The organism is Peribacillus sp. B65, assembly GCF_058513295.1.
Genome location: NZ_CP195840.1, coordinates 606,572 through 626,674 on the forward strand (window position 1 = coordinate 606,572; position 20,103 = coordinate 626,674).

18 protein-coding genes and 1 riboswitch are annotated in these 20,103 nt (G+C 42.9%); of the genes, 10 read left to right on the forward strand and 8 right to left on the reverse strand.

The window, feature by feature from the left end; all coding sequences use genetic code 11:
• Positions 1-44: 44 nt before the first annotated feature.
• Positions 45-869, reverse strand: a complete 825-nt coding sequence (locus tag ACSR9O_RS03070; RefSeq protein ID WP_230177322.1) for an MBL fold metallo-hydrolase — start codon at positions 867-869, stop codon at positions 45-47.
• A 287-nt stretch (positions 870-1,156) separates the two neighbouring features.
• On the opposite strand from ACSR9O_RS03070, the gene ACSR9O_RS03075 reads away from it, so the two are divergent.
• Both ACSR9O_RS03075 and ACSR9O_RS03080 read left to right on the forward strand, forming a co-directional pair.
• The gene (locus ACSR9O_RS03075; protein WP_491723884.1) at positions 1,157-1,303 is read left to right on the forward strand and encodes a hypothetical protein; all 147 of its coding nucleotides are present in this window, start codon (positions 1,157-1,159) and stop codon (positions 1,301-1,303) included.
• A 54-nt stretch (positions 1,304-1,357) separates the two neighbouring features.
• Positions 1,358-2,464 (forward strand): iron-containing alcohol dehydrogenase family protein, encoded by a 1,107-nt coding sequence (locus tag ACSR9O_RS03080; RefSeq protein WP_491723885.1) that lies wholly within the window; start codon positions 1,358-1,360, stop codon positions 2,462-2,464.
• A 79-nt stretch (positions 2,465-2,543) separates the two neighbouring features.
• Here the strand turns inward: ACSR9O_RS03080 and ACSR9O_RS03085 are convergent, their stop codons facing one another.
• Positions 2,544-3,581: an NAD-dependent epimerase/dehydratase family protein gene (locus ACSR9O_RS03085; protein ID WP_230177319.1), complete on the reverse strand. Its 1,038-nt coding sequence runs from the start codon at positions 3,579-3,581 to the stop codon at positions 2,544-2,546.
• 180 nt (positions 3,582-3,761) lie between these two features.
• Between ACSR9O_RS03085 and ACSR9O_RS03090 the strand changes: the two genes are divergently transcribed.
• Both ACSR9O_RS03090 and ACSR9O_RS03095 read left to right on the forward strand, forming a co-directional pair.
• Positions 3,762-4,646, forward strand: a complete 885-nt coding sequence (locus ACSR9O_RS03090; RefSeq protein WP_491723886.1) for a PucR family transcriptional regulator — start codon at positions 3,762-3,764, stop codon at positions 4,644-4,646.
• Between the two features lie 123 nt (positions 4,647-4,769).
• On the forward strand, positions 4,770-5,915 hold the full coding sequence (locus tag ACSR9O_RS03095; protein WP_491723887.1) for an ABC transporter ATP-binding protein: 1,146 nt from the start codon (positions 4,770-4,772) through the stop codon (positions 5,913-5,915).
• 47 nt (positions 5,916-5,962) lie between these two features.
• Here ACSR9O_RS03095 and ACSR9O_RS03100 read toward each other — a convergent pair whose 3' ends face one another.
• A complete protein-coding gene (locus ACSR9O_RS03100) occupies positions 5,963-6,205 on the reverse strand; it encodes a hypothetical protein (RefSeq protein ID WP_076367341.1) in 243 nt (80 codons plus the stop codon).
• A 105-nt stretch (positions 6,206-6,310) separates the two neighbouring features.
• A complete protein-coding gene (gene fumC, locus ACSR9O_RS03105; RefSeq protein ID WP_491723888.1) occupies positions 6,311-7,693 on the reverse strand; it encodes a class II fumarate hydratase in 1,383 nt (460 codons plus the stop codon).
• Positions 7,694-8,021: 328 nt separating this feature from the next.
• A riboswitch (SAM riboswitch) is annotated at positions 8,022-8,135 on the forward strand.
• 86 nt (positions 8,136-8,221) lie between these two features.
• Between fumC and ACSR9O_RS03110 the strand changes: the two genes are divergently transcribed.
• Both ACSR9O_RS03110 and metC read left to right on the forward strand, forming a co-directional pair.
• Positions 8,222-9,334: a methionine biosynthesis PLP-dependent protein gene (locus ACSR9O_RS03110; protein WP_491723889.1), complete on the forward strand. Its 1,113-nt coding sequence runs from the start codon at positions 8,222-8,224 to the stop codon at positions 9,332-9,334.
• The gene (gene metC / locus ACSR9O_RS03115) at positions 9,331-10,512 is read left to right on the forward strand and encodes a cystathionine beta-lyase (RefSeq protein WP_101224215.1); all 1,182 of its coding nucleotides are present in this window, start codon (positions 9,331-9,333) and stop codon (positions 10,510-10,512) included. The genes ACSR9O_RS03110 and metC overlap by 4 nt, the downstream gene beginning before the upstream one ends.
• Before the next feature lie 109 nt (positions 10,513-10,621).
• On the opposite strand, the gene ACSR9O_RS03120 is transcribed toward metC, so the two are convergent.
• The 3 genes from ACSR9O_RS03120 to ACSR9O_RS03130 all read right to left on the reverse strand — a co-directional run bounded on the left by ACSR9O_RS03120 (position 10,622) and on the right by ACSR9O_RS03130 (position 14,773).
• Positions 10,622-10,870, reverse strand: a complete 249-nt coding sequence (locus ACSR9O_RS03120) for a type B 50S ribosomal protein L31 (RefSeq protein ID WP_491723890.1) — start codon at positions 10,868-10,870, stop codon at positions 10,622-10,624.
• Positions 10,871-11,006: 136 nt separating this feature from the next.
• Positions 11,007-13,025 carry an ABC transporter ATP-binding protein gene (locus ACSR9O_RS03125; RefSeq protein ID WP_491723891.1) on the reverse strand — a complete coding sequence of 673 codons (2,019 nt, stop codon included), beginning with the start codon at positions 13,023-13,025 and terminating at the stop codon, positions 11,007-11,009.
• A complete protein-coding gene (locus tag ACSR9O_RS03130; RefSeq protein WP_491723892.1) occupies positions 13,022-14,773 on the reverse strand; it encodes an ABC transporter ATP-binding protein in 1,752 nt (583 codons plus the stop codon). The genes ACSR9O_RS03125 and ACSR9O_RS03130 overlap by 4 nt, the downstream gene beginning before the upstream one ends.
• A 511-nt stretch (positions 14,774-15,284) precedes the next feature.
• On the opposite strand from ACSR9O_RS03130, the gene ACSR9O_RS03135 reads away from it, so the two are divergent.
• The 4 genes from ACSR9O_RS03135 to ACSR9O_RS03150 all read left to right on the forward strand — a co-directional run bounded on the left by ACSR9O_RS03135 (position 15,285) and on the right by ACSR9O_RS03150 (position 19,559).
• Positions 15,285-15,452, forward strand: coding sequence for a hypothetical protein (locus ACSR9O_RS03135; protein ID WP_157831094.1), 168 nt, complete (start codon positions 15,285-15,287; stop codon positions 15,450-15,452).
• Between the two features lie 98 nt (positions 15,453-15,550).
• Positions 15,551-16,654 (forward strand): DUF2515 family protein, encoded by a 1,104-nt coding sequence (locus tag ACSR9O_RS03140; protein ID WP_491723893.1) that lies wholly within the window; start codon positions 15,551-15,553, stop codon positions 16,652-16,654.
• A 45-nt stretch (positions 16,655-16,699) separates the two neighbouring features.
• Positions 16,700-17,083 carry a hypothetical protein gene (locus ACSR9O_RS03145; RefSeq protein ID WP_260356864.1) on the forward strand — a complete coding sequence of 128 codons (384 nt, stop codon included), beginning with the start codon at positions 16,700-16,702 and terminating at the stop codon, positions 17,081-17,083.
• Positions 17,084-17,444: 361 nt separating this feature from the next.
• Positions 17,445-19,559 carry a peptidoglycan D,D-transpeptidase FtsI family protein gene (locus ACSR9O_RS03150; RefSeq protein ID WP_491723894.1) on the forward strand — a complete coding sequence of 705 codons (2,115 nt, stop codon included), beginning with the start codon at positions 17,445-17,447 and terminating at the stop codon, positions 19,557-19,559.
• A 53-nt stretch (positions 19,560-19,612) separates the two neighbouring features.
• On the opposite strand, the gene ACSR9O_RS03155 is transcribed toward ACSR9O_RS03150, so the two are convergent.
• On the reverse strand, positions 19,613-20,080 hold the full coding sequence (locus ACSR9O_RS03155) for a CBS domain-containing protein (protein ID WP_491723895.1): 468 nt from the start codon (positions 20,078-20,080) through the stop codon (positions 19,613-19,615).
• Between the last annotated feature and the right edge of the window lie 23 nt (positions 20,081-20,103).

Below are 20,103 nucleotides of genomic sequence, written 5' to 3' on the forward strand. Positions count from 1 at the left end.
CTCTTATGGAGAGCTCTCCTTTATATCAGTCAGACCGTTAACATTCAAATTGTTCGATTCTCCCTGGCACTCAAAATATTTTCGTTTAATATCGATGTAATGATATGCTCTGAATCCCATTCATGCCCAGATATCTCGATAAGAGGATAGCGATTCGGTAAAACGACCTGCTGGATTTCATGAACGGTCAGCCCTTGAGAATGCAGGCGTAAAATTTCACCTTGGAGGTTTTCCAAATAATCCAACTTTTTCCTGAACATTTCCTTTCCATCAGGGACATGCCCAGCATGGCAGCAAAACACTTCCCCGAAGTCATATTGAAGTAATCTTTTTATGGAATCAATGATGACCGGGATAGACTCTTCCCGTAAGACAAGCTTTGTCTTTGGTGTTACGAAAAGGTCTCCTGAAAAGAGCACTCCATTACTGTTATTCAAATACACCATATGGTCCTTCGCATGGCCGGGGGTAAAAATCGGCTCCCACGCTTGGGTGCGTGAATGAATGACCTCCCCTAGCGGCTCAGCTTTAAAGGCGTCTCTCTTCCCCCAGAAAATTTTGCGATATTCAGGATATACAGCATCCTTTGCACAAACCTCAACCGACATCGGGTGAATGAAAAGCGGCACCTTTTTATGTTCCTGTATCCATGCAGCGCCCCCCGTATGGTCTTCATGATAGTGAGTCAGGGCCACTGAGTCGAAGTCTGCGGACTCATAGAACGGAATAAGCTCTTCCAGTAAAATCTGTGCGCCAGTATCTATCAATAGTCCATCCGTTAAAAAAACATTAACACTCATCCCCGACTTGTTCCCGCCAGGAGTCCCATGCACACAAACCACATCATTTATCGTTTTAATTTCTATCATTCTATCGCCTCCCCATCATTGTACAAAAATAGTTTTATCTTCCTTTTTTTAACTTTACTATAATAAATGTAGTACCACTTTACCTTTTTGACAAGGAAATGTTGGTATAATTAACCTGGATGTAAATGCTGGATTATTGTATAATATCCCGGCCTACATCCAACTCAAACCATTGGAATACGCTCAATTGCGAGGCAGTGTTGACCTATCGGCGCTCCTTGGCAACTTCGCTCTTGCAGCGAAAATGGACCACAAGGATGCCCTTCTTTCAGAAAAAAATATCGGATATGTATCTAAACGTTGTCGCATTGAATACAAAAGATGTAGACGCTCAAATTCCCAAGGATATTATATCAGTAGTGGAATCCAACCAGTTTGAAAAAGTGATCGATGACAAATTTCGGAAATCCAGACTGGATGAATTGATCAAATAATCGAGGCCTGCTTCCCCTTTACCGGGTACAGGCCTTTCATTAAGGAGAACGAATATGAATACCTTACTGGAGGTCCGCAGCGGCCCCGCTTATTATGCCTGTAAAGCTAATGTCCTTGAAACACTGGAAGCAAAACTGAGTAAAGGAAACATTCGTAAAGTGCTCGTTATTCATGGGAGAAAATCATGGGAAGTTGCTGAACCCTTTTTTCCTTCCTTAGAAAATATTGAGACGAACTTTTTCACATACAGCGGGGAATGCAGTGATGCGGAAATTGAACGCGTCAAGAACTCCGCTCATGAACACGGTGCGGATGCATTGATCGGCATTGGCGGAGGAAAGCTGCTCGACCTCGCCAAATCGGCCGGTAACTTGCTTCAAAAGGATATCATCCTCATTCCGACCCTGGCTTCCACCTGCGCTGCCTGGACTCCGTTGAGTGTCATTTATGATGATAATGGTTCATATGTCCGCTATGATATTCATGAAAAAAGCGCTTGGATGTTATTTATTGAACCAGGAATTCTTCTTAATTCACCCATTAACTATTTACGTGCTGGAATCGGCAATACATTGGCGAAATGGTACGAGGGCAATGCACTGGCCGAACAGCTTGCCACGAAGTCCGTTTGTATTGAATTGGCCCATATAGCCGCAAGGCAATGTCAGGAAGTTTTATTGACATATGGCGAGGAAGCCCTAGCTGATTTGGAAAAGGGGAAATGGTCAGACGCGCTGCAGCGTGTCATTGAAACGAACATCATCACCAGCGGTCTAGTTGGCGGCTTTGGCGACCAGTACCTGCGCGTTGCCGGTGCCCACTCCATTCATAATGGCATGACTTCCATCACGCAAGCGAATCATTTACTTCACGGGGAAAAAGTGGCATATGGCATTTTAGTCCAGCTTGTGCTAGAAGGGAAATTCTCGGAAATCAAACAATTGCTGCCAATCTACCAGGTGCTTAAACTGCCGATGACATTGCTTGATATTGGCCTTACGATTGAACATAAGGCCGAACTTCAACAGATTGCAGCCCACTCTGTCAAAGAAGGTGAAGACATCCATCTCCTTTTCCCTAATATCAACAAGGAAAAAGTGGCAGCGGCCATGGAAAACCTTGAAATCCTCACAAACCATGCAAGCAGCTCCATGAACTAAAAAACGATGGGGTCTTTACCCCATCGTTTTTTTAATTTCCTTCACATTGTTTATTTAAAAATAATAATAAAAGAATGTTTCAACCTACTGTCTGTTTCCATAATCCTAGGAGATCACTTTCATGTTGTCTGTGAATGCCTGCTTTTCTATCGGCAGATTCCGGACGGCTCTTTTCCCAATTCCATATATCTTCGAGAGTTTCTGATAGGGGACGGAATGTTAGTCCATTATTGATGGCTTTATCGTTATCGACAGCCAAAAACCCATTCAAAGGTTCCTTTCCTCCAGGTAAAGGGAATTCTTCTGGTATCCATAAAGGCATTTCTCCCCACGGCTCTACTTTATTGTCTTTTAAAAATTTTTCAGATACCCATGTAAAATCAGCATTACTTCTTGTTACCTTTTTGCAGCCTTCAAGTAATTGCTCCATAGTCAGTGTGTAATCTGGGCCGACGGCATTATACGTACCTGTCATGCTTTTTTCTATCATTTGTATGATCCATTGGGCCAAGTCCCTTGCATCGATAACTTGGATTGGACGTCCAGGGCGTCCAGGAGCTAAAATTTCTCCCCCATCCGCTATCCTTTTAAGCCAGTACGGCAATCGGTCAGTGTAATCATATGGACCCACTATTTGCCCGGCACGAATTGACAGGACTTTCCCCGGCAGTTCTTTTTCAGCTGCTTTTTCGCTTAATGATTTTAACGGTCCATAATATTCACCGTATATCGGTCCAGCAGTTCCGTGGGTGATCTCCTCTGCTTTATCTTCATTTAGTGTATGAACTTCTCCATTTTCATCAATTCCTGGCTCGGTCGGATCACTGTAAACTGAGATGCTTGAAATATATGTATAGTGTTTAACTTGATTAAGCAATCTGCAGGATTTCGATACAGTTCGAGGGATAAATCCTGATGTGTCAATGACTGCATCCCACTGTCTCCCTTTCAACATTTCCAGGTCCCCGTCGCGGTCCCCTTTTAACTGTTCTATTTCGGGAAAGACATAAGGATCGCTTCCACGATTAAAAAGTGTGACATCATGCCCTTTCCCTATCGCAGCTTTTGCTAAATACCGGCCTAAAAACCGTGTACCGCCCAATAGTAAAATGTTCATAAGATCTCCTCCTCTTTAACGATATTCCATAAAGCATACGCAATACCCTTTCCTAACATTAATAATACTTGCAACTTTTCTTTGATTTTCCCTTTCGGAAAAACTGGCAATATCCTAATCTTTTGAACTTTATTCTTTTTCGCTATAATGATATGGAAAGAGAGAAAGAAGGTGGAACCGATGCTTGAAAATCTTAAACAAAAATTCCCGAACGCTCTTACCAATAAAAAGGATACTGATGATATTTCTGATTATGTTTGGTTCGAAGAATCCAGAAGTATACTTGGCATTCCCCGTTCAGAAATCACAGCCGAGGAAATCCGTTTATTGGAACTGCTTTTTGCTCCTTCCATAAACCCAAAGAACCTCAATGCACATCCAGACTCATCATGGAAAAATTTTTTATCCGAACCGAATGCACCATTGCCTTTAACGAGCTGGGAGAATGTTCGATTCCTTCATTTCAAGCTGACTCATGCTGATTTTTCCAACTCCGATTTTGAAGAGGCCTTCCTCGCTTTCGTTCCATCTGACGCAGCTATTATCTGGGAAAATGAAACGGCAGGAGTCTTAATTGAAACAGACAAGGATGAACCATTATCAAATAAAGAACTAATCGCCATTTCTTCCACGCTTGAGAGTGATTTTTATGTAAAGACCCGTATGTTCACGGGGCGCTTTCATCCTGTAAATCAAGACCTTCACCATCACTGGGCCCAGGAGAAAAGGTGTTTTGATTTGGCACAGGTGCATCTGCCGGATCTAAAGGTGACTGATTTGGCAGATATCATCCCTCATTCATTAATAAATGAACCATCCTTTAAGAATGCAAAGTGGTATATCAATCAAATTCTTGGCAAGACCAAGCAGGATACTGAGCTTATCAAAACAGTTAAAACGTATATTGAATGTAATTCCAATGCCACCTATGCCGCCAAACAGCTTTATATACATCGGAACAGCTTACAATACCGAATCGATAAATTCTCTGAAAGAACTGGTCTCGATATTAGAAACTTCCGTCATGCCCTTACTGCGTACTTGATTTTTCTTCTGAATGATTAATTTCCATACAAAGAGGTAATATCATCCTTTTTTGTGCAATGTGCCCATACTTTTTTCTAAACCGATAGCTTAGACTATAGCTAATTGGTACAAGTAATCAGGAGTTTAAAAGGGGGATTTTTCATGGCAGAGTTAGTGTTAGATCATATATTCAAGATTTATGATAAAAAGGTGACGGCTGTTAAAGACTTCAACCTTCGTGTTGCCGATAAGGAATTCATCGTTTTTGTGGGACCTTCCGGTTGCGGCAAATCAACGACATTAAGGATGATTGCCGGACTGGAGGACATTTCCCAAGGGGATTTATACATAGACGGCAAGCGAGTCAATGATGTCCCTCCTAAAGATCGTGATATTGCGATGGTTTTCCAGAACTATGCCTTATATCCTCATATGACCGTATTTGACAATATGGCATTCGGATTAAAGCTCAGGAAAACGCCAAAAGCGGAAATCAAGCAAAAGGTCAATGAAGCGGCAAGGATTCTCGGACTTGAAGAGCTGCTAAACAGGAAACCTAAAGCGCTTTCAGGTGGTCAGCGCCAGCGTGTGGCTCTCGGCCGTGCAATTGTAAGGGACGCAAAAGTTTTCTTGATGGATGAGCCATTATCCAATCTCGACGCAAAGCTGCGGGTTCAAATGCGTGCCGAAATCGCTAAATTGCATAAACGGCTCGACACTACAACGATATATGTCACGCATGACCAAACAGAGGCAATGACCATGGCGACACGCCTTGTTGTAATGAAAGATGGTATCATCCAACAGGTTGGTGCTCCAAAGGACGTTTATGAGAAACCAATAAATGTTTTCGTCGGCGGCTTTATCGGATCGCCTGCCATGAACTTCTTTACCGGAACATTAAAAGAAGGCACAATTAAAATAGGCGAACAAACGCTTGAAATACCTGAATTGAAAATGAAAATGCTGCGTGATCAAGGATATGCCGGAAAAGATGTTATCCTTGGAATCCGTCCGGAGGATTTCCATAATGAAGGAGCTTACTTCACGAAGTCCCCTAACACTACATTCACGACCCAAATTGATGTAGCCGAACTCATGGGCGCGGAGATTATGCTCTACTCCACATTAGAGGGGCAGGACTTCGTTGCACGGGTCGATGCCAAGAATATTATTCAGGCAGGGGAAAAGATCGATCTTGCCCTCGACATGAATAAAGCACACTTTTTTGATAAAGGGACTGAACATCGCATTTTAGTTGAAGAAGATGAACAGATGCAGGAAAGCATGAAGTTATCTGCCAATTAAACGTAAAAAGACCCATTCATAATGGGTCTTTTTACGTTTATTCCAATTCATTCCTGGACCAATACCACTTCATCATGTCCGCATTCCGGGCATTTCATGAGATGCGGGCATTGGCCTTTTTGAAGGGATTGAGGGTATCCGTCGTTTTCTTTAAGTATGTCGATATCCATATAAGCACTGTAATCATCCGCGTAGTCCATGAATTTCCCTTTATCCTCAAGATCACTGCCGCATTCCGGGCATTTCACATGAATTTTTCTCAGACCGTTGCAAAGCGGGCATATAGACATTGTTTTTCCTCCTGTTCCCGATACTTATTATTTCAGTATTTGTAGATTCCATTATTTTAACACATGGAAACACCCTCCCTAATACCAGAGGGAGGGCACTACTAATTATTTATTAACCATGTTAGCAGGATCGACCCATGCTTTGAATTCATCTTCCGTCAGGAACTCCAATTTCAACGCCGCTTCTTTTAACGTAGAGTTGTCCTTGAATGCCGTTTTGGCGATCTTGGCTGCTTTTTCATAACCGATATGCGGGTTCAATGCTGTTACCAACATAAGGGAACGTTCTACATTTTCTTTGATTTTATCTTCATTTGCAGTGATGCCCACCGCACAATTGTCGTTGAATGAATGAATGCCTTCCGTCAATAATTTGACCGTCTGCAGGAAGTTATAGATGATGACTGGTTTGAATACATTCAATTCAAAGTTACCTTGACTTGCTGCAAAGCCAATTGTAGCATCGTTACCAACGATTTGTGTTGCAATCATGGTAAGCGCTTCACTTTGTGTTGGATTGACTTTACCTGGCATGATGGAGCTGCCCGGTTCGTTTTCCGGAATGGCTATTTCGCCGATTCCGCTTCTTGGTCCACTAGCAAGCCATCTGACATCGTTCGCAATTTTCATTAAATCCGCCGCCAATGCTTTCAAAGCACCGTGTGCGTAGACGATTTCGTTATGGCTAGTCAATGCATGGAACTTATTATCAGATGTGACAAAAGGGTATCCTGTATCTGCTGCAATTTGTTTGGCAGAGAGTCCCGGGAATTCTTCTTTTGTATTGATTCCGGTTCCTACAGCCGTTCCGCCTAGAGCAAGGTTCAATAATTTTTGGCTGCTTTCTTCAATCATCGCTAGATCCTTATCGAGCATCGCTTTCCAACCGGAAATTTCTTGTCCTAATGTTAATGGTGTAGCATCTTGAAGATGTGTCCGGCCAATTTTCACGACATCCCAAAATTCTTTTTCTTTTGTATCGAATGTATCACGAAGGGCTTTGATGGCAGGCACCAATTTTTCAGCGACTTCCATAAAGGCTGCAATATGCATGGCGGTCGGGAAAGTATCATTTGAGCTTTGCGCCTTGTTAACATCATCATTCGGGTGAAGGGTTTCAGATTCACCATTTTCTTTTAACCATTCATTCCCTTTGTTAGCGACCACTTCGTTCACGTTCATATTACTTTGCGTGCCGCTTCCCGTTTGCCAAACTACAAGCGGGAAATGTTCATCAAGCGTACCTTCAAGGATTTCCCCGCAAATCTTGACGATGGCATTCTTTTTAACTTCGGAAAGATCACCAAGATCATAGTTCACCTTTGCCGCAGCTTGTTTAACGTATGCAAATGCACGAACTAATTCAATCGGCATTTTTTCGTTACCTATTTTGAAATTGTTACGGCTTCTCTCAGTTTGTGCTCCCCAATATTTATCAGCAGGAACTTTCACTTCACCCATCGTATCTCGTTCGATTCTGTATTCCATGTGTTCTCCTCCTATGTTTGCACTATTCATTGAAGACCTTTTGCATATGAAATGAATAATGTCGGATTATTCTTTCTCTCCATACATTGTACAAACTTTATTATTTTAAAGCAAAAATATCCCGCTGACCCTTTCCATGTTTTCTGAAAAATCCAAGTTCCATTCATGTTTATATGAAAATTCAATTATTCTTTTTAGACACATAAAGTGTAGACACCGCTAGGCTCCAATTGACCTGGTCATGAACATCAAAGCATTATCACTCCCAAAATGTCCTTGACAGTATTTTGTATATATAGTAAATTCAAAAGAAATTGAATAATCTAAACTCTTATCGAGAGAGGTAGAGGGAATGGCCCGATGACACCTCAGCAACCTTCATTTGTTTCAAACCAATGAAAAGGTGCTAATTCCACAAGTTTGTGAACTTGGAAGATAAGAAGAATGACTCGTCCCTACTTAATCAAAGTCTTCTTCTTAAAGAAGACTTTTTTTTATTTTATATAACTCAAAGGAGCAGTGAAAACCATGTACAAATTTGAAACATATCTTGCTCAATTAGGAAATCGCAGCGAAACGGCGACAGGAACAGTCAATCCGCCGGTATACTTTTCAACAGCTTTTCGTCACGAAGGAATTGGCCAATCGACGGGATTCGACTACACAAGGACTGGTAACCCTACACGCCAGCTATTGGAGCGATCCATCGCCGATCTGGAAAAAGGAGACCAAGGTTATGCCTGCAGTTCAGGAATGGCCGCCATCTCCACTATTCTCGCCCTTTTTAAATCCGGGGATGCATGGATTGTCAGCGAAGATCTTTATGGCGGTACATATCGTCTGTTAGAACAAGGTTTTAAAAAATGGGGATTGCAGTGTGACTATGTAAACACTTGTTGTTTGGAGGATATCGAAAAAGCCATCACTCCTCACACGAAAGCCATCTTCATCGAAACTCCCACTAACCCCCTTATGCAGCAAACGGACATTAGCGCCGTTGCGGCATTGGCCAAACGATATAATTTATTGTTAATCGTTGATAACACTTTTTACACGCCTCTTATTCAACAACCCATCGTGCTTGGAGCGGATATTGTGATTCATAGTGCAACCAAGTATCTCGGTGGTCATAATGATGTGCTCGCGGGACTGATCGTTGCTAACGGCGCTGAATTATGTGATGCACTTGCCTTCCATCATAATGGTACTGGAGCTGTCTTGAGCCCATTTGATTCTTGGCTGTTGATGCGAGGAATGAAAACCCTGGCATTGCGGATGGAGCGTCATGAAAAGAATGCCAAGATACTTGTAGATTACTTATCGGAGCATGATTGTGTCACTGATGTATTGTATCCCGGCAGAGGCGGCATGATTTCTTTCCGCATCATTGATGAAGCGGCGGTCAACCCATTTTTACAATCGCTCTCATTAATTTCCTTTGCAGAAAGCCTTGGAGGGGTTGAAAGCTTCATCACCTATCCTGCCACACAAACACATGCCGATATACCGCTTGAAGTCAGAACGGCAAATGGGGTTTGTAATCGCCTGCTTCGCTTCTCCGTTGGCATCGAGGATAGCGATGATTTGATTGGCGACCTGCAGCAAGCATTCGCACATGTAAAAAGGGAGGCACTACGATGACAGGTCATGATTTTAGCTTTGAAACGAAATTACTTCATAATCAACATAAATTCGATCCGGCAACGGGTGGTGTGAGCGTCCCCATTCAGCATGCATCGACGTTCCATCAATCGGATATCGATCAATTCGGCAAATATGACTACAGCAGAAGCGGGAACCCAACTCGCGAGGCACTTGAAGATATCATTGCCGATTTAGAGGAAGGCACTCACGGCTTTGCCTTTTCATCAGGTATGGCTGCCATTTCAACAGCCTTCCTGCTATTGTCTGCCGGAGACCATATCGTCATTTCCGAAGATGTGTATGGCGGAACGTTCAGGATGGTCACAAGCGTATTGACCCGTTTCAATATTGAGCATACCTTCGTTGACATGACGGACCTTGAAAGCGTCAAAGCGGCCGTTCAGCCAAATACCAGGGCCATATACATTGAAACGCCTTCAAATCCGTTACTTAAAGTGACCGATATTCAAGCTGTATGTGATATTGCAAAAAAAGCCGGTGCCTTAAGTTTTGTTGATAATACATTCTTGACGCCCGCATTGCAAAAACCGCTGAATCTGGGCGCCGATGTTGTCCTTCATAGCGCGACGAAGTTTTTATCCGGACATAGTGATGTGGTAGCTGGGCTTGCGGTCGTGAAAGATCCGGAATTGGCGGCAAGACTCGGTTCGCTCCAAAACTCCTTTGGAGCGGTCCTTGGTGTCCAAGATGCCTGGCTTGTAATGAGAGGTTTAAAAACCTTGTCAGTTAGAATGGAACATTCACAAAAAGGGGCAGAAAAGATTGCAGCCTACTTAAAAGATCAGCCCTTGGTGAAAAAAGTGTATTATCCCGGCCTAGCCGATCATCCACAGCACGCCATCCAGAAAGGCCAGTCACTTGGAGCAGGGGCGGTCCTATCTTTTGAATTGGAAAGTGAGGAAATCTTCCGTTCCTTCGTGAACACTGTCGAGCTCCCTGTATTTGCCGTAAGCCTGGGAGCGGTCGAATCCATATTATCTTACCCGGCCAAAATGTCCCATGCTGCCATGCCTGATGATGAAAGGGAAAAGCGGGGCATCACGAACAGCTTGCTCCGCCTCTCTGTCGGACTTGAAAATCCGGACGATATAATCAAGGACTTCGATGCGGCCCTCGTCAATATTGCCAAAGGGGAAGCAATTGCTGCAAAATGAATAAAGGATGGGTGCCTCATATATGGGCACCCTTTTTCCTTGCATCATTATTAACTCTTTTTCTTCCCAGTCATAAAAAAAGGCCATCGATTTCCCGATGGCCTGACTCTCAATTCTTCATATTATATTTATCCAGGAAGCGATCCACCCGTCCGCCTTTTTCAGCAAACTTCTGCTTTCCTGTATAATAAGGGTGCGTATCCGAGCTGATTTCCACTTTTAATAATGGATATGTTTGTCCGTCTTCCCAAACGATCGTTCCATTGGACGTCTTCGTGGAGCCTGTCAAAAATTTATACCCACTGTTGGTATCCATGAATACCACTTGTTGATAATCGGGATGAATTTCTTGTTTCACTATTATCACCTCATCGTCAGTATAGGTATATCTTAAACGTAATGATTACTATTATCAATAATTATGCTTGAAGGTACCAAAAGTCGGTACCCTCATTATAGTTTAAACTTGATGATCCACCCTTATTCAATTGTGTTCAACCAGCCATGCCTTTATGCGGACCAGCCTGCAGTTCATACATTTGATAATACTTCCCTTTTAGTTCCATTAATTCCTCATGTGTACCTTGCTCAGCAATCCGCCCTTTATCCAGTACAAGAATCTGGTCGGCATTTTTTATCGTGGAAAGTCTATGTGCAATGATGAAGGTCGTTCTTCCTTTTTTCAGCACTTCCATCCCCTCCTGGATAATTGCCTCGGTTTCGGTATCGATGCTCGCTGTCGCTTCATCCAAAATCAATATGGCCGGATTGAATGCAAGAGCACGGGCAAAAGAGATTAGCTGCCGCTGCCCGGAAGACAGCGTTCCGCCTTTTTCGATCACGGGTTCGTCCAGCCCTAAAGGAAGATGCTTCAGCACTTTGTCCCCCCCGACATCTCTTAATGATTTTTCAACCATTTCCCTTGTAATGTCTTTATGATTCAGACTGATATTGGAGGCGATGGTGCCTGTAAATAAATAGGGATCCTGAAGGACGATTCCCATATGCTCACGAAGCGTCTGATGAGGGATATCCAATATATTCGTGCCATCGATTTTAATTTGGCCTTCACTGCTGTCATAAAAGCGGAACAATAAATTCATTATGGAACTTTTTCCTGACCCGGTATGGCCAACTAAAGCGACCGTTTCCCCTTGTTTAGCGGAGAAGGAAATGTCCTTTAACACATATTCATTATCCTTATAACCAAAAGAAACATTTTCGAATTGCACGTTTCCTTTGTATCTGGATATGTTTTCATCACTGACTGCCAATCCCTGCTCATCCAATAAACTGAATGCCCGCGCCCCTGCAACAAGCGCCTGTTCAAGATTAGCGAACTGATTGACGATTCCGTGAAGCGGATGAAGCAGGCGGCTGATCAAATCAACAATTGCATACATCATCCCTAAGGAAATGGCCGAACTGGCAGTAAGGGAAATCCCGCCGAAATACCAGACGAATGCCATAAGCGCCAAAACCTTAATGACGCCAATCAAGTTTCCACCCGTCAACGAATTCAAATGGAGCATTTTATTTTGATAGGAATAATGCTCACTGTTTAGATTTTCAAAAGATTGCTTTGTCTCCTTTTCACGTCCAAATGCCTGAATGATGCTCATTCCAGAAATGGATTCATTGATCATCCCATTAATATCGCTTACCCGTTCCCGAATGATGTGATTATATTTCGAGGCGAATTTACGGTATACCATCGTCCAGATAACGATGATCGGAATAAGTAACGTGCCGATGGTACCGACTCGTGGATCCAGAATATACAAAGCAATTAGAACGCCGAAAATATTAATTGTACTCGAGAAGAAGTTGGCGAGCACGGTTACATATAATTCCCGGATCGCTTCCGTATCATTAGTGACCCTGGCTACAACTTTACCCGCTGGCATATTATCGAAATAACGTATCGGCAGACGGGAAATATGCTTAAAAATATCATTTCGCATCTTCTGTATGATTCGGTTCGCCGCTTTCTGTAAATAAAAACTCTGCCCATATTGAAAAATGGAGGAAAGGATGACAAGGCTAAAATAAAAAGCCACAAGCTTAATGATCCGAGGGATTTCCGGTTGGTAAAATCCCATCACTTCCTGACTCGTCAATTTCACTGCTTGCGTACGCTGCTCTTTCCCGTCTTTCCTGATGATCAATGATTGGTCCTCCAAGGTTCTGCGCCCATCGATAGGGACAGCCTCATTTACGAAGACAAATTGATTGCCGACCTGCAGAACATGGACTTCCCTGCCTTTCTTCTCACCTTTTGCAAAGTAATCAGCCCGTTTATACCAATTTCCATCATACTTGACAGCATCTTTTCCTTTACCCGCTTCATACCAGGAAGATTCAATGCCAAGTATATGTGAATCGATGATTTTCTTGGCAACGAAAGGACCCGTTAAATCGGCGGCTACCGAAAGTGCCAGCATGATCAGGGCGCCAATGATCAATTTTTTATAAAGGGCAGCATAATTAAAAAGTTTCTTTACGACCTTCATGCCTTCACCTCCGTCCCTTCGTCAACCTGCTGTCGCTCATATTGCTCCTTATACCAGCCATCATTCTGCAGTAAATCCGCATGAGTCCCCTCTTCGATGATCTCTCCGCTGTCCAATACGATTATCCTGTCCGCGTGCTGAACGGCCGATAAGCGATGGGTTGTGATGATGGTCGTTTTCCCTGCACGTTCATTTTGGATATTTTCGATGATCGTCGTTTCCGTTTTTGCATCTACAGCGGATAAGGAATCATCCAATATAAGGATTTCCGGATTTTTGATCAGTGCCCTGGCAATCGAGATCCTCTGCTTTTGCCCTCCGGATAGTGCGACACCCTTCTCACCGACGAGTGTCTCAAGACGGTTTGGCAGCATCATTAAGTCCTTCTCAAAATCCGCAAGCCGGATAGCTTCAGCCAGTTCATCTTCGGTTGCATCCATTTTACCGAATAAGATATTTTCCCTAACAGACTTCGAGAATAAAAAATGGTCCTGTGGAACGTAGCCGATCCATTTACGAATATCTTCAAGGGTCAGTTGCTCCAGCGGCATGCCTGCAAAAGCGATTTTACCTTTTCCTAATGGGTATTCCCGCAGCAATTGCTTCACGAATGTCGTTTTTCCACTACCTGTTTTCCCCACTATCCCCAATGTTTGACCGCGCTCAAGCTGAACGGAAATATTGGATAGATTCACAACCGTTGAGGAAGGGTATGTAAAATACACTGAATTGAATTGGATATTTCCCGGATTCGGAATACTCTCCAGCCCCAATGAATTCTTCACATCCGCTTCATGTGAAAGGGTATCCTGAACACGATCTAGCGAAGCATTTCCCCTTTGCATGACATTGATCAGTTCACCCACCGCGATCATCGGCCAAATTAACATGCCTAGGTACACATTGAACGAAACAAGTCCGCCAAGCGTTATGGCCTGTTGAAATACAAGGTAAGCCCCATAGCCCAACCCGATTAAATAACTGATGCCAATGATAATGCTGATCGTCGGATCGAAGAGGGCATCGATTCTTGCCACGGCTAGATTTTTGCGATATACATCCTCGGTCATTTCATCAAACCGCTTTTCATCTTCCCGTTCCTGGACATAGGCCCGGATAACACGGACACCTGAAATGGATTCCAGGACCTTGTCATTTAAAGTACCAAAGGCTGCTTGTGCATCCGTAAAACGTTTGTAAATTTTCTTCACGTAAATTTGCATCATCACTGCCATGATCGGAAGCGGCAGAACCGCCGCAATCGTCAACTGCCAGCTGATCGTGGCTCCCATCATGACCACTACCGTAATGGTGAACAGCACAGCGTCAACGAGGGTCAATATCCCGAAACCAGCTGTGAGGGATATTGCCTTTAAATCATTGGTTGCCCTTGCCATTAAATCCCCTGTACGGTTTTTTTCATAAAAGCTCGGCGTCATTTTCAGCAAATGGCCCATAAATCGGGATCTTAGTTTTCGTTCGACCAAGTTTCCGCCGCCGAATAACAGATAACTCCATAAGTAACCAAATAGATAACTGCCGATCAGTACAATCAGCAAATAAATAACGTATTTCATGACCCCTTCCTGCGTCATGCTGCCATTGTTCATATCATCGATGGCATTCCCGACAAGTTTTGGCGGGATAACCTCCAAGATATTCACTATACATAGAAATAAAATCGCCAAGGTGTAACGCTGCCACTGTTCTTTAAAGAACCAGGACAGCTTTTTAAAAATCGCAAACATGAATTCCCCTCCCTTTTGATCAACTCTTTCACTCGCTAACCGCTTTCTGGATCTCCCGGCTGCAATAAAATTTCCAATGTCTTTTGTCTCATTTTAAAATTCCTCCTATCTTTTATATGGAAAGGATGCGAATGCACCTGTATTCCAAATGCCAAAAAGCCCCCGCCAATTAGCGGAAGCTTTTTTAAATGCGTAATAACACATATAAAAAGCGCAGGCCGCGAAAATTCCACAACCTGCGCTTTAAAATGATCAATGAACACGTCGGATCCTATGTCTAGAAAGACAAGGTCACAGGGCAGGCGGACGTATGATATTCGATTATGACATCACTGTGCTTAACTGATTTAGTCATGACGTTCGCCTCCTTTTTCATTAATTAATGGTAATTTTTAACTTATATTTAAAGATTACTACGTTTGCATATTTTTGTCAATTGCGACTTTTCTAGATTATTGATGGATAATCCTTTATTCTTATAAGAATGACGTAACCTAAGGAGGTTCAGCATATGCAATGGAGAAAATATATACTCCTGGCGGTTCCCTTTTTATTATCATCCATTTTCATCTTATTTGCCGTACCGGTCCAATATAGATTTTTATCCTTCATTCCTGTGTTTCTTTTCTGGATAGTCTATTATATTTTATTGTACCTGGAAAAGAAGAAGAAAAGATGACATCACCTTGGGGCGTTGCAAATGCAACGCCCCTTTCTTGACGGCTCTGCATATAATGATCGAAAAACAACCGTGGTGATTGTATGCTCTCCCAATATTTGCAAAAGCTGTTGGGTAAACACCCTGCCAAAACAAAACCCATCATCGATGATGAAAGATATGGCACGCTAAAATCCCTTTTACAAAAAGAGCTCTTTCAGCCTTTTGATGAGTCAAAAGCTTTTTTCCCTGAGGAAACCGCTCTTATAAAAAGCATTCGAACCGAGACTGCTGCCTTGAACCGGAACAATATCACAAGAACACAAGCATATCTTGCCTTTTACAATCGTAATCCAGAGGTCCATTGGGCCTTTTTAGCACATATGGTTTCGAGGAATGGAGGATACCATATGACTGACTTGAAAAGCTCAGCCATGACCCACCTCTTTGACCAAGCGGAACGGCAGAAATTCTTCCTGTTCCTTGAGCGCGCCAATTCAGCCATATTTGATGATGCCTTCCCCCAGCTTCTTTTATATGAACATTCTAAACAAAAAGAACTTCCGCTAAGAAGGTATTTACCGGTATTCCGCATTTCAAGATTCATGGCCCCGATTTGGGAATCTTTCATTGAAGAGCCCCATTCACCCCTTTTGACAACGGCCCTTATCATTAATGAGCAAAGAATGCTTCAGGAAAGGATATTAAAACGCACCCGTCATGGTGAAATCCTCCGCAGGCTTGATTTTCAGCTGCAGGAATACTTAGGCTTCATGAAAGTGATCTTTCCTTATGCAAACAAGCAAAAAGGACTTCATTCCTTGACCGGCCTTACCGTTGAACGCTTTGCCGACCCAAAACAGCGTATTGAAACGGGGAAATCATTATATGAGCTTCTTTTTCAGCATCCGGTGGTTTTTCGCGGTGTTGGCCAATTTACTAAAGAGATTCCCCACACGGGTTCCAGAGAGGATTACTGGGCAAGCATATATACCTCTGATGCATCCACTTCAAAAGATGATAAAGTCTACAGCCCCACTCTTCATGATGCATGGGAAGATCAACTATTCTTTCCTACCCATTCCTTTGATTGGTTCACGAATGTAAGCTTCATAGAGGATTTACAAAGCTTACCGATCATTAAAAAGTCGGACCTGACCAACGAGGTGCTCGAAAATGTCAAGCATCTCAAAACCCTTAACGGAATGAAAGCCATTTTCTAGCATCAAGCCTCTTACTTTGAATATCCCTTCCCCCATTTGGCAAGAATGGTTAGCAAAAAAGAATGGGTGAAGCAAATGAGAGGCATTGTACTATTGAATCCAAATTACAAAATCGGGGATTTACATACTGATGAAAGCTTTGCAATCCAAAAGATCGTGACGGACAAGTATATGGAAGAGAAGAATATTTCCCCGGTCATACTCAATCCGTATCAAATCCACCCTTATTACACAATCCCGCATGAGCTTTTATTCAATTTACAAAGTAAAAAAGCGGGTCAAATCGATTCCCTTGTGCTTCACTCCCTAGAAACGATCGAACGCTTCAACTATATTTACCCTGAAAAATGGCTTGAGCTATGCGGATATTTCAAAGAGGTTATCAGTGTCACGACTCAAACTCCCGTTAGGAAATATGAAGTAAATTAATGCTTATCATGGTACTTAAGTCATTGTGAATGGATTCTAAGGTTTAAAGACCTTTTTTTCATTCATTTACAAAATGTCCTTCCTAGCGCTTTTGCCACAAGAGCGACTCATATATGCATCTCTCCTCATGATTGTCGCTTTGCCGCTTCTCCCTCTCTTTATCTATTAAAACCCCATTGACATTTATATTTATATCAATTTTCCCAATTATAAGATTACTAGGGATTATATAACTCCAGAACATTCTTTTGGAAATATAGATAAATTTACGGATAAAGCATAGAAAAATAAGTTAATTTTATATATCATTGGAGATAGGAATTTTCTTATTTTTTACTTTTACTAGAAAGGAATGTTAATGATGGCCAAAGAAAAAAAGAAAAAAACCCCAATTCCTTTCCGACTGAACTTTATGTTCTTTTTAATATTCATTTTATTTTCAAGCTTAATAATCCGGCTTGGCATCGTCCAAATCGTGTATGGAGATGATTACCTCCGCGAAGTCGACCGAACGGAAAACGATGTGGCCAATACCCCCGTTCCCCGTGGCAAGATGTATGACCGCAACTTGAATCCGGTCGTTGATAATGAGCCACGTAATGCCATTACCTATACGAAATACCCGAATACGAAAACGGCAGATATGGTGAAGACGGCGGAAATCCTTGCCACCTTGATAGAAAAGGATACCAAAAAGGTAACCCTGCCGGATAAAAAGGATTTTTGGATTTTAAAACATCCAAAAGAGGCCGAAGCCTTGATTACCAAGGCCGAGAGGAAGAAAGTAGTCGAAAAGAAACTGGAGCAAAAAGATTTATACAAACTTCAAATGGAGCGGGTAACCGATGAGAATATCAAGGAATTCTCCAAAGATGAATTGGAAGTCATCGCCATCTTCCGGGAATTCAATAGCGGCTATGCCCTCGCACCGTCGATCGTGAAGAATAAAGATGTCACCACTAAGGAATTCGCCAGGGTCAGCGAACATTTGGATGAAATGCCAGGCGTGGATGTAACGACGGATTGGGAAAGGACCTATAAGTATGACAAGACCCTCCGCTCGGTTCTTGGCAATGTCTCTTCTTCCGAAGAAGGCATTCCCAGTGAAAATATCGACTATTACCTGGCACGCGACTATACCAGGAATGACCGGGTCGGAAAAAGTTATATCGAAAAGCAATATGAAGATGTCCTGCGCGGTCAAAAGACACGGATTGAAAATGTGCTGAGCAAAGGGGAAGTCATCAAAACGAATACCCTCACTGAAGGGCAAAGCGGAAAAGACTTGGTCCTTACAATTGATATGGAGCTGCAGCAACAGGTTGAAAAAATCATCGAGAGAGAATTGTCGAAATCGAAAGCTAAAGGAAATACCTACTTATTGGATCGTGCCTTTGTCGTTTTAATGGACCCGAATACAGGCGAGGTGCTTACAATGGCCGGCAGGCAATACGGCCGCAACAGTAAGACCGGATTGACCGAAATGAACGATTTCGCCCTTGGAAACATTACGACATCCTATACGATGGGGTCATCTGTTAAAGGAGCCACTGTCTACACGGGCTTTCAGACAGGAGCCATCGCACCAGGGTCAGCTTTTTTTGACAGAAAACTCCTTTTAGCAGGGGCCCCTGAGAAAGGATCTTATAGTGATTTGGGTTATGTAACCGATGTCTCCGCATTAAAGAAATCGTCGAATGTCTATATGTTCATGACGGCAATCAAAATTGCCGGCGGTCATTATATCCCTCACCGGCCGTTAGGAATCAACCGGGAAGCTTATTCAATCATGCGGAATCATTATGCCCAATTTGGATTGGGTGTCCGCACAGGCATCGACCTGCCAAATGAATCCGTAGGGTTTAAAGGAGTCGATATGTCAACAGACGGATTGCTGCTGGATTTATCGATTGGGCAGTATGATACATATACTCCTATGCAATTGGCACAGTATGTTTCGACGATTGCAAATGGCGGAAAAAGGCTTGAGCCCCATATGGTCAGGGAAATCAGGAATCCTTCCAATGAGCACCAAGAATTGGGCAGCGTTTTTAAAACAATGAGTCCTAAAGTATTAAACGATTTAGGCGGGAAAGACGTTTGGATGCAACGTGTCCAGGAAGGATTCAGACAGGTTGCCCAGGAACCAGGCGGGACGGCATATAAATATTTCGGCGGGAAGTCCTACCGTGCGGCAGCAAAAACGGGTACTGCCGAGGCCTTTTACGACGGACCGCGGAGAAATCAATATAGCAGGCCAGTCCCGACTATCAATTTGACGCTTGTAGGTTATGCACCTCACAATAATCCGGAAGTGGCATTTTCTGTCGTCGTGCCATGGGTGTATCAAGGCAAGCCCTCTGATGATATTAACAAACGGATCGGGCGGGACGTAATGGACGCCTACTTTAAATTGAAGGAAAAAAGAGCAAAAGGTGAATCTGATGCAGATAAAGCAGTAGAAAGCACTCAATGATGATTACAAAAAAGGCCTGCTCGTAATCGAGCAGGCCTTTTTATGATGCCCATTTATTCCAGCTTTTGAACGAATTCCTTATAAAGGGCCCTAAGTGCATCTCCCCTGCTGATGATGCCGACGACTTTATCATTTTTGTCCACGACGGGGATTTTCTTGAAATGATGCTTGGAAAGGACCTTTATCAATTCATCTAACGGATCTTCGGGAGATAGCTTTGTAATCCTTTTATTTTTAATGATTTGTGAGACTTTATCATTCATTTTGGATGTAACCTTTTCATCCAACTCTTCACCGGGAAGAACCGTAATATAGGTGAAATACCCCATGATGGCTTCCTCTGCAGGTGTCAAGTAACGGAGGATATCCCCGTCCGTCACCATTCCCAATAGCTTATCATTTTCATCCACAACGGGGACCCCGCCCACTTTATTTTCAATTAAGATCCGCAGAATTTCCTTTAATGTAAAATCAGGACGGGCTACGTAGACTTCCCTTATCATGAAATCCTTAACTAACATATTACCACCCCTTTTTTAAGTTT

What these genes read in the sequence shown, in the direction of transcription:
- ACSR9O_RS03070 (WP_230177322.1), bottom strand. Translation starts at nt 869, where the DNA reads ATGATAGAAATTAAAACGATAAATGATGTGGTTTGTGTGCATGGGACT.
- ACSR9O_RS03075 (WP_491723884.1), top strand. Translation starts at nt 1,157, where the DNA reads ATGTATCTAAACGTTGTCGCATTGAATACAAAAGATGTAGACGCTCAA.
- ACSR9O_RS03080 (WP_491723885.1), top strand. Translation starts at nt 1,358, where the DNA reads ATGAATACCTTACTGGAGGTCCGCAGCGGCCCCGCTTATTATGCCTGT.
- ACSR9O_RS03085 (WP_230177319.1), bottom strand. Translation starts at nt 3,581, where the DNA reads ATGAACATTTTACTATTGGGCGGTACACGGTTTTTAGGCCGGTATTTA.
- ACSR9O_RS03090 (WP_491723886.1), top strand. Translation starts at nt 3,762, where the DNA reads ATGCTTGAAAATCTTAAACAAAAATTCCCGAACGCTCTTACCAATAAA.
- ACSR9O_RS03095 (WP_491723887.1), top strand. Translation starts at nt 4,770, where the DNA reads ATGGCAGAGTTAGTGTTAGATCATATATTCAAGATTTATGATAAAAAG.
- ACSR9O_RS03100 (WP_076367341.1), bottom strand. Translation starts at nt 6,205, where the DNA reads ATGTCTATATGCCCGCTTTGCAACGGTCTGAGAAAAATTCATGTGAAA.
- fumC (WP_491723888.1), bottom strand. Translation starts at nt 7,693, where the DNA reads ATGGAATACAGAATCGAACGAGATACGATGGGTGAAGTGAAAGTTCCT.
- ACSR9O_RS03110 (WP_491723889.1), top strand. Translation starts at nt 8,222, where the DNA reads ATGTACAAATTTGAAACATATCTTGCTCAATTAGGAAATCGCAGCGAA.
- metC (WP_101224215.1), top strand. Translation starts at nt 9,331, where the DNA reads ATGACAGGTCATGATTTTAGCTTTGAAACGAAATTACTTCATAATCAA.
- ACSR9O_RS03125 (WP_491723891.1), bottom strand. Translation starts at nt 13,025, where the DNA reads ATGAAGGTCGTAAAGAAACTTTTTAATTATGCTGCCCTTTATAAAAAA.
- ACSR9O_RS03130 (WP_491723892.1), bottom strand. Translation starts at nt 14,773, where the DNA reads ATGTTTGCGATTTTTAAAAAGCTGTCCTGGTTCTTTAAAGAACAGTGG.
- ACSR9O_RS03135 (WP_157831094.1), top strand. Translation starts at nt 15,285, where the DNA reads ATGCAATGGAGAAAATATATACTCCTGGCGGTTCCCTTTTTATTATCA.
- ACSR9O_RS03145 (WP_260356864.1), top strand. Translation starts at nt 16,700, where the DNA reads ATGGTTAGCAAAAAAGAATGGGTGAAGCAAATGAGAGGCATTGTACTA.
- ACSR9O_RS03150 (WP_491723894.1), top strand. Translation starts at nt 17,445, where the DNA reads ATGGCCAAAGAAAAAAAGAAAAAAACCCCAATTCCTTTCCGACTGAAC.
- ACSR9O_RS03155 (WP_491723895.1), bottom strand. Translation starts at nt 20,080, where the DNA reads ATGTTAGTTAAGGATTTCATGATAAGGGAAGTCTACGTAGCCCGTCCT.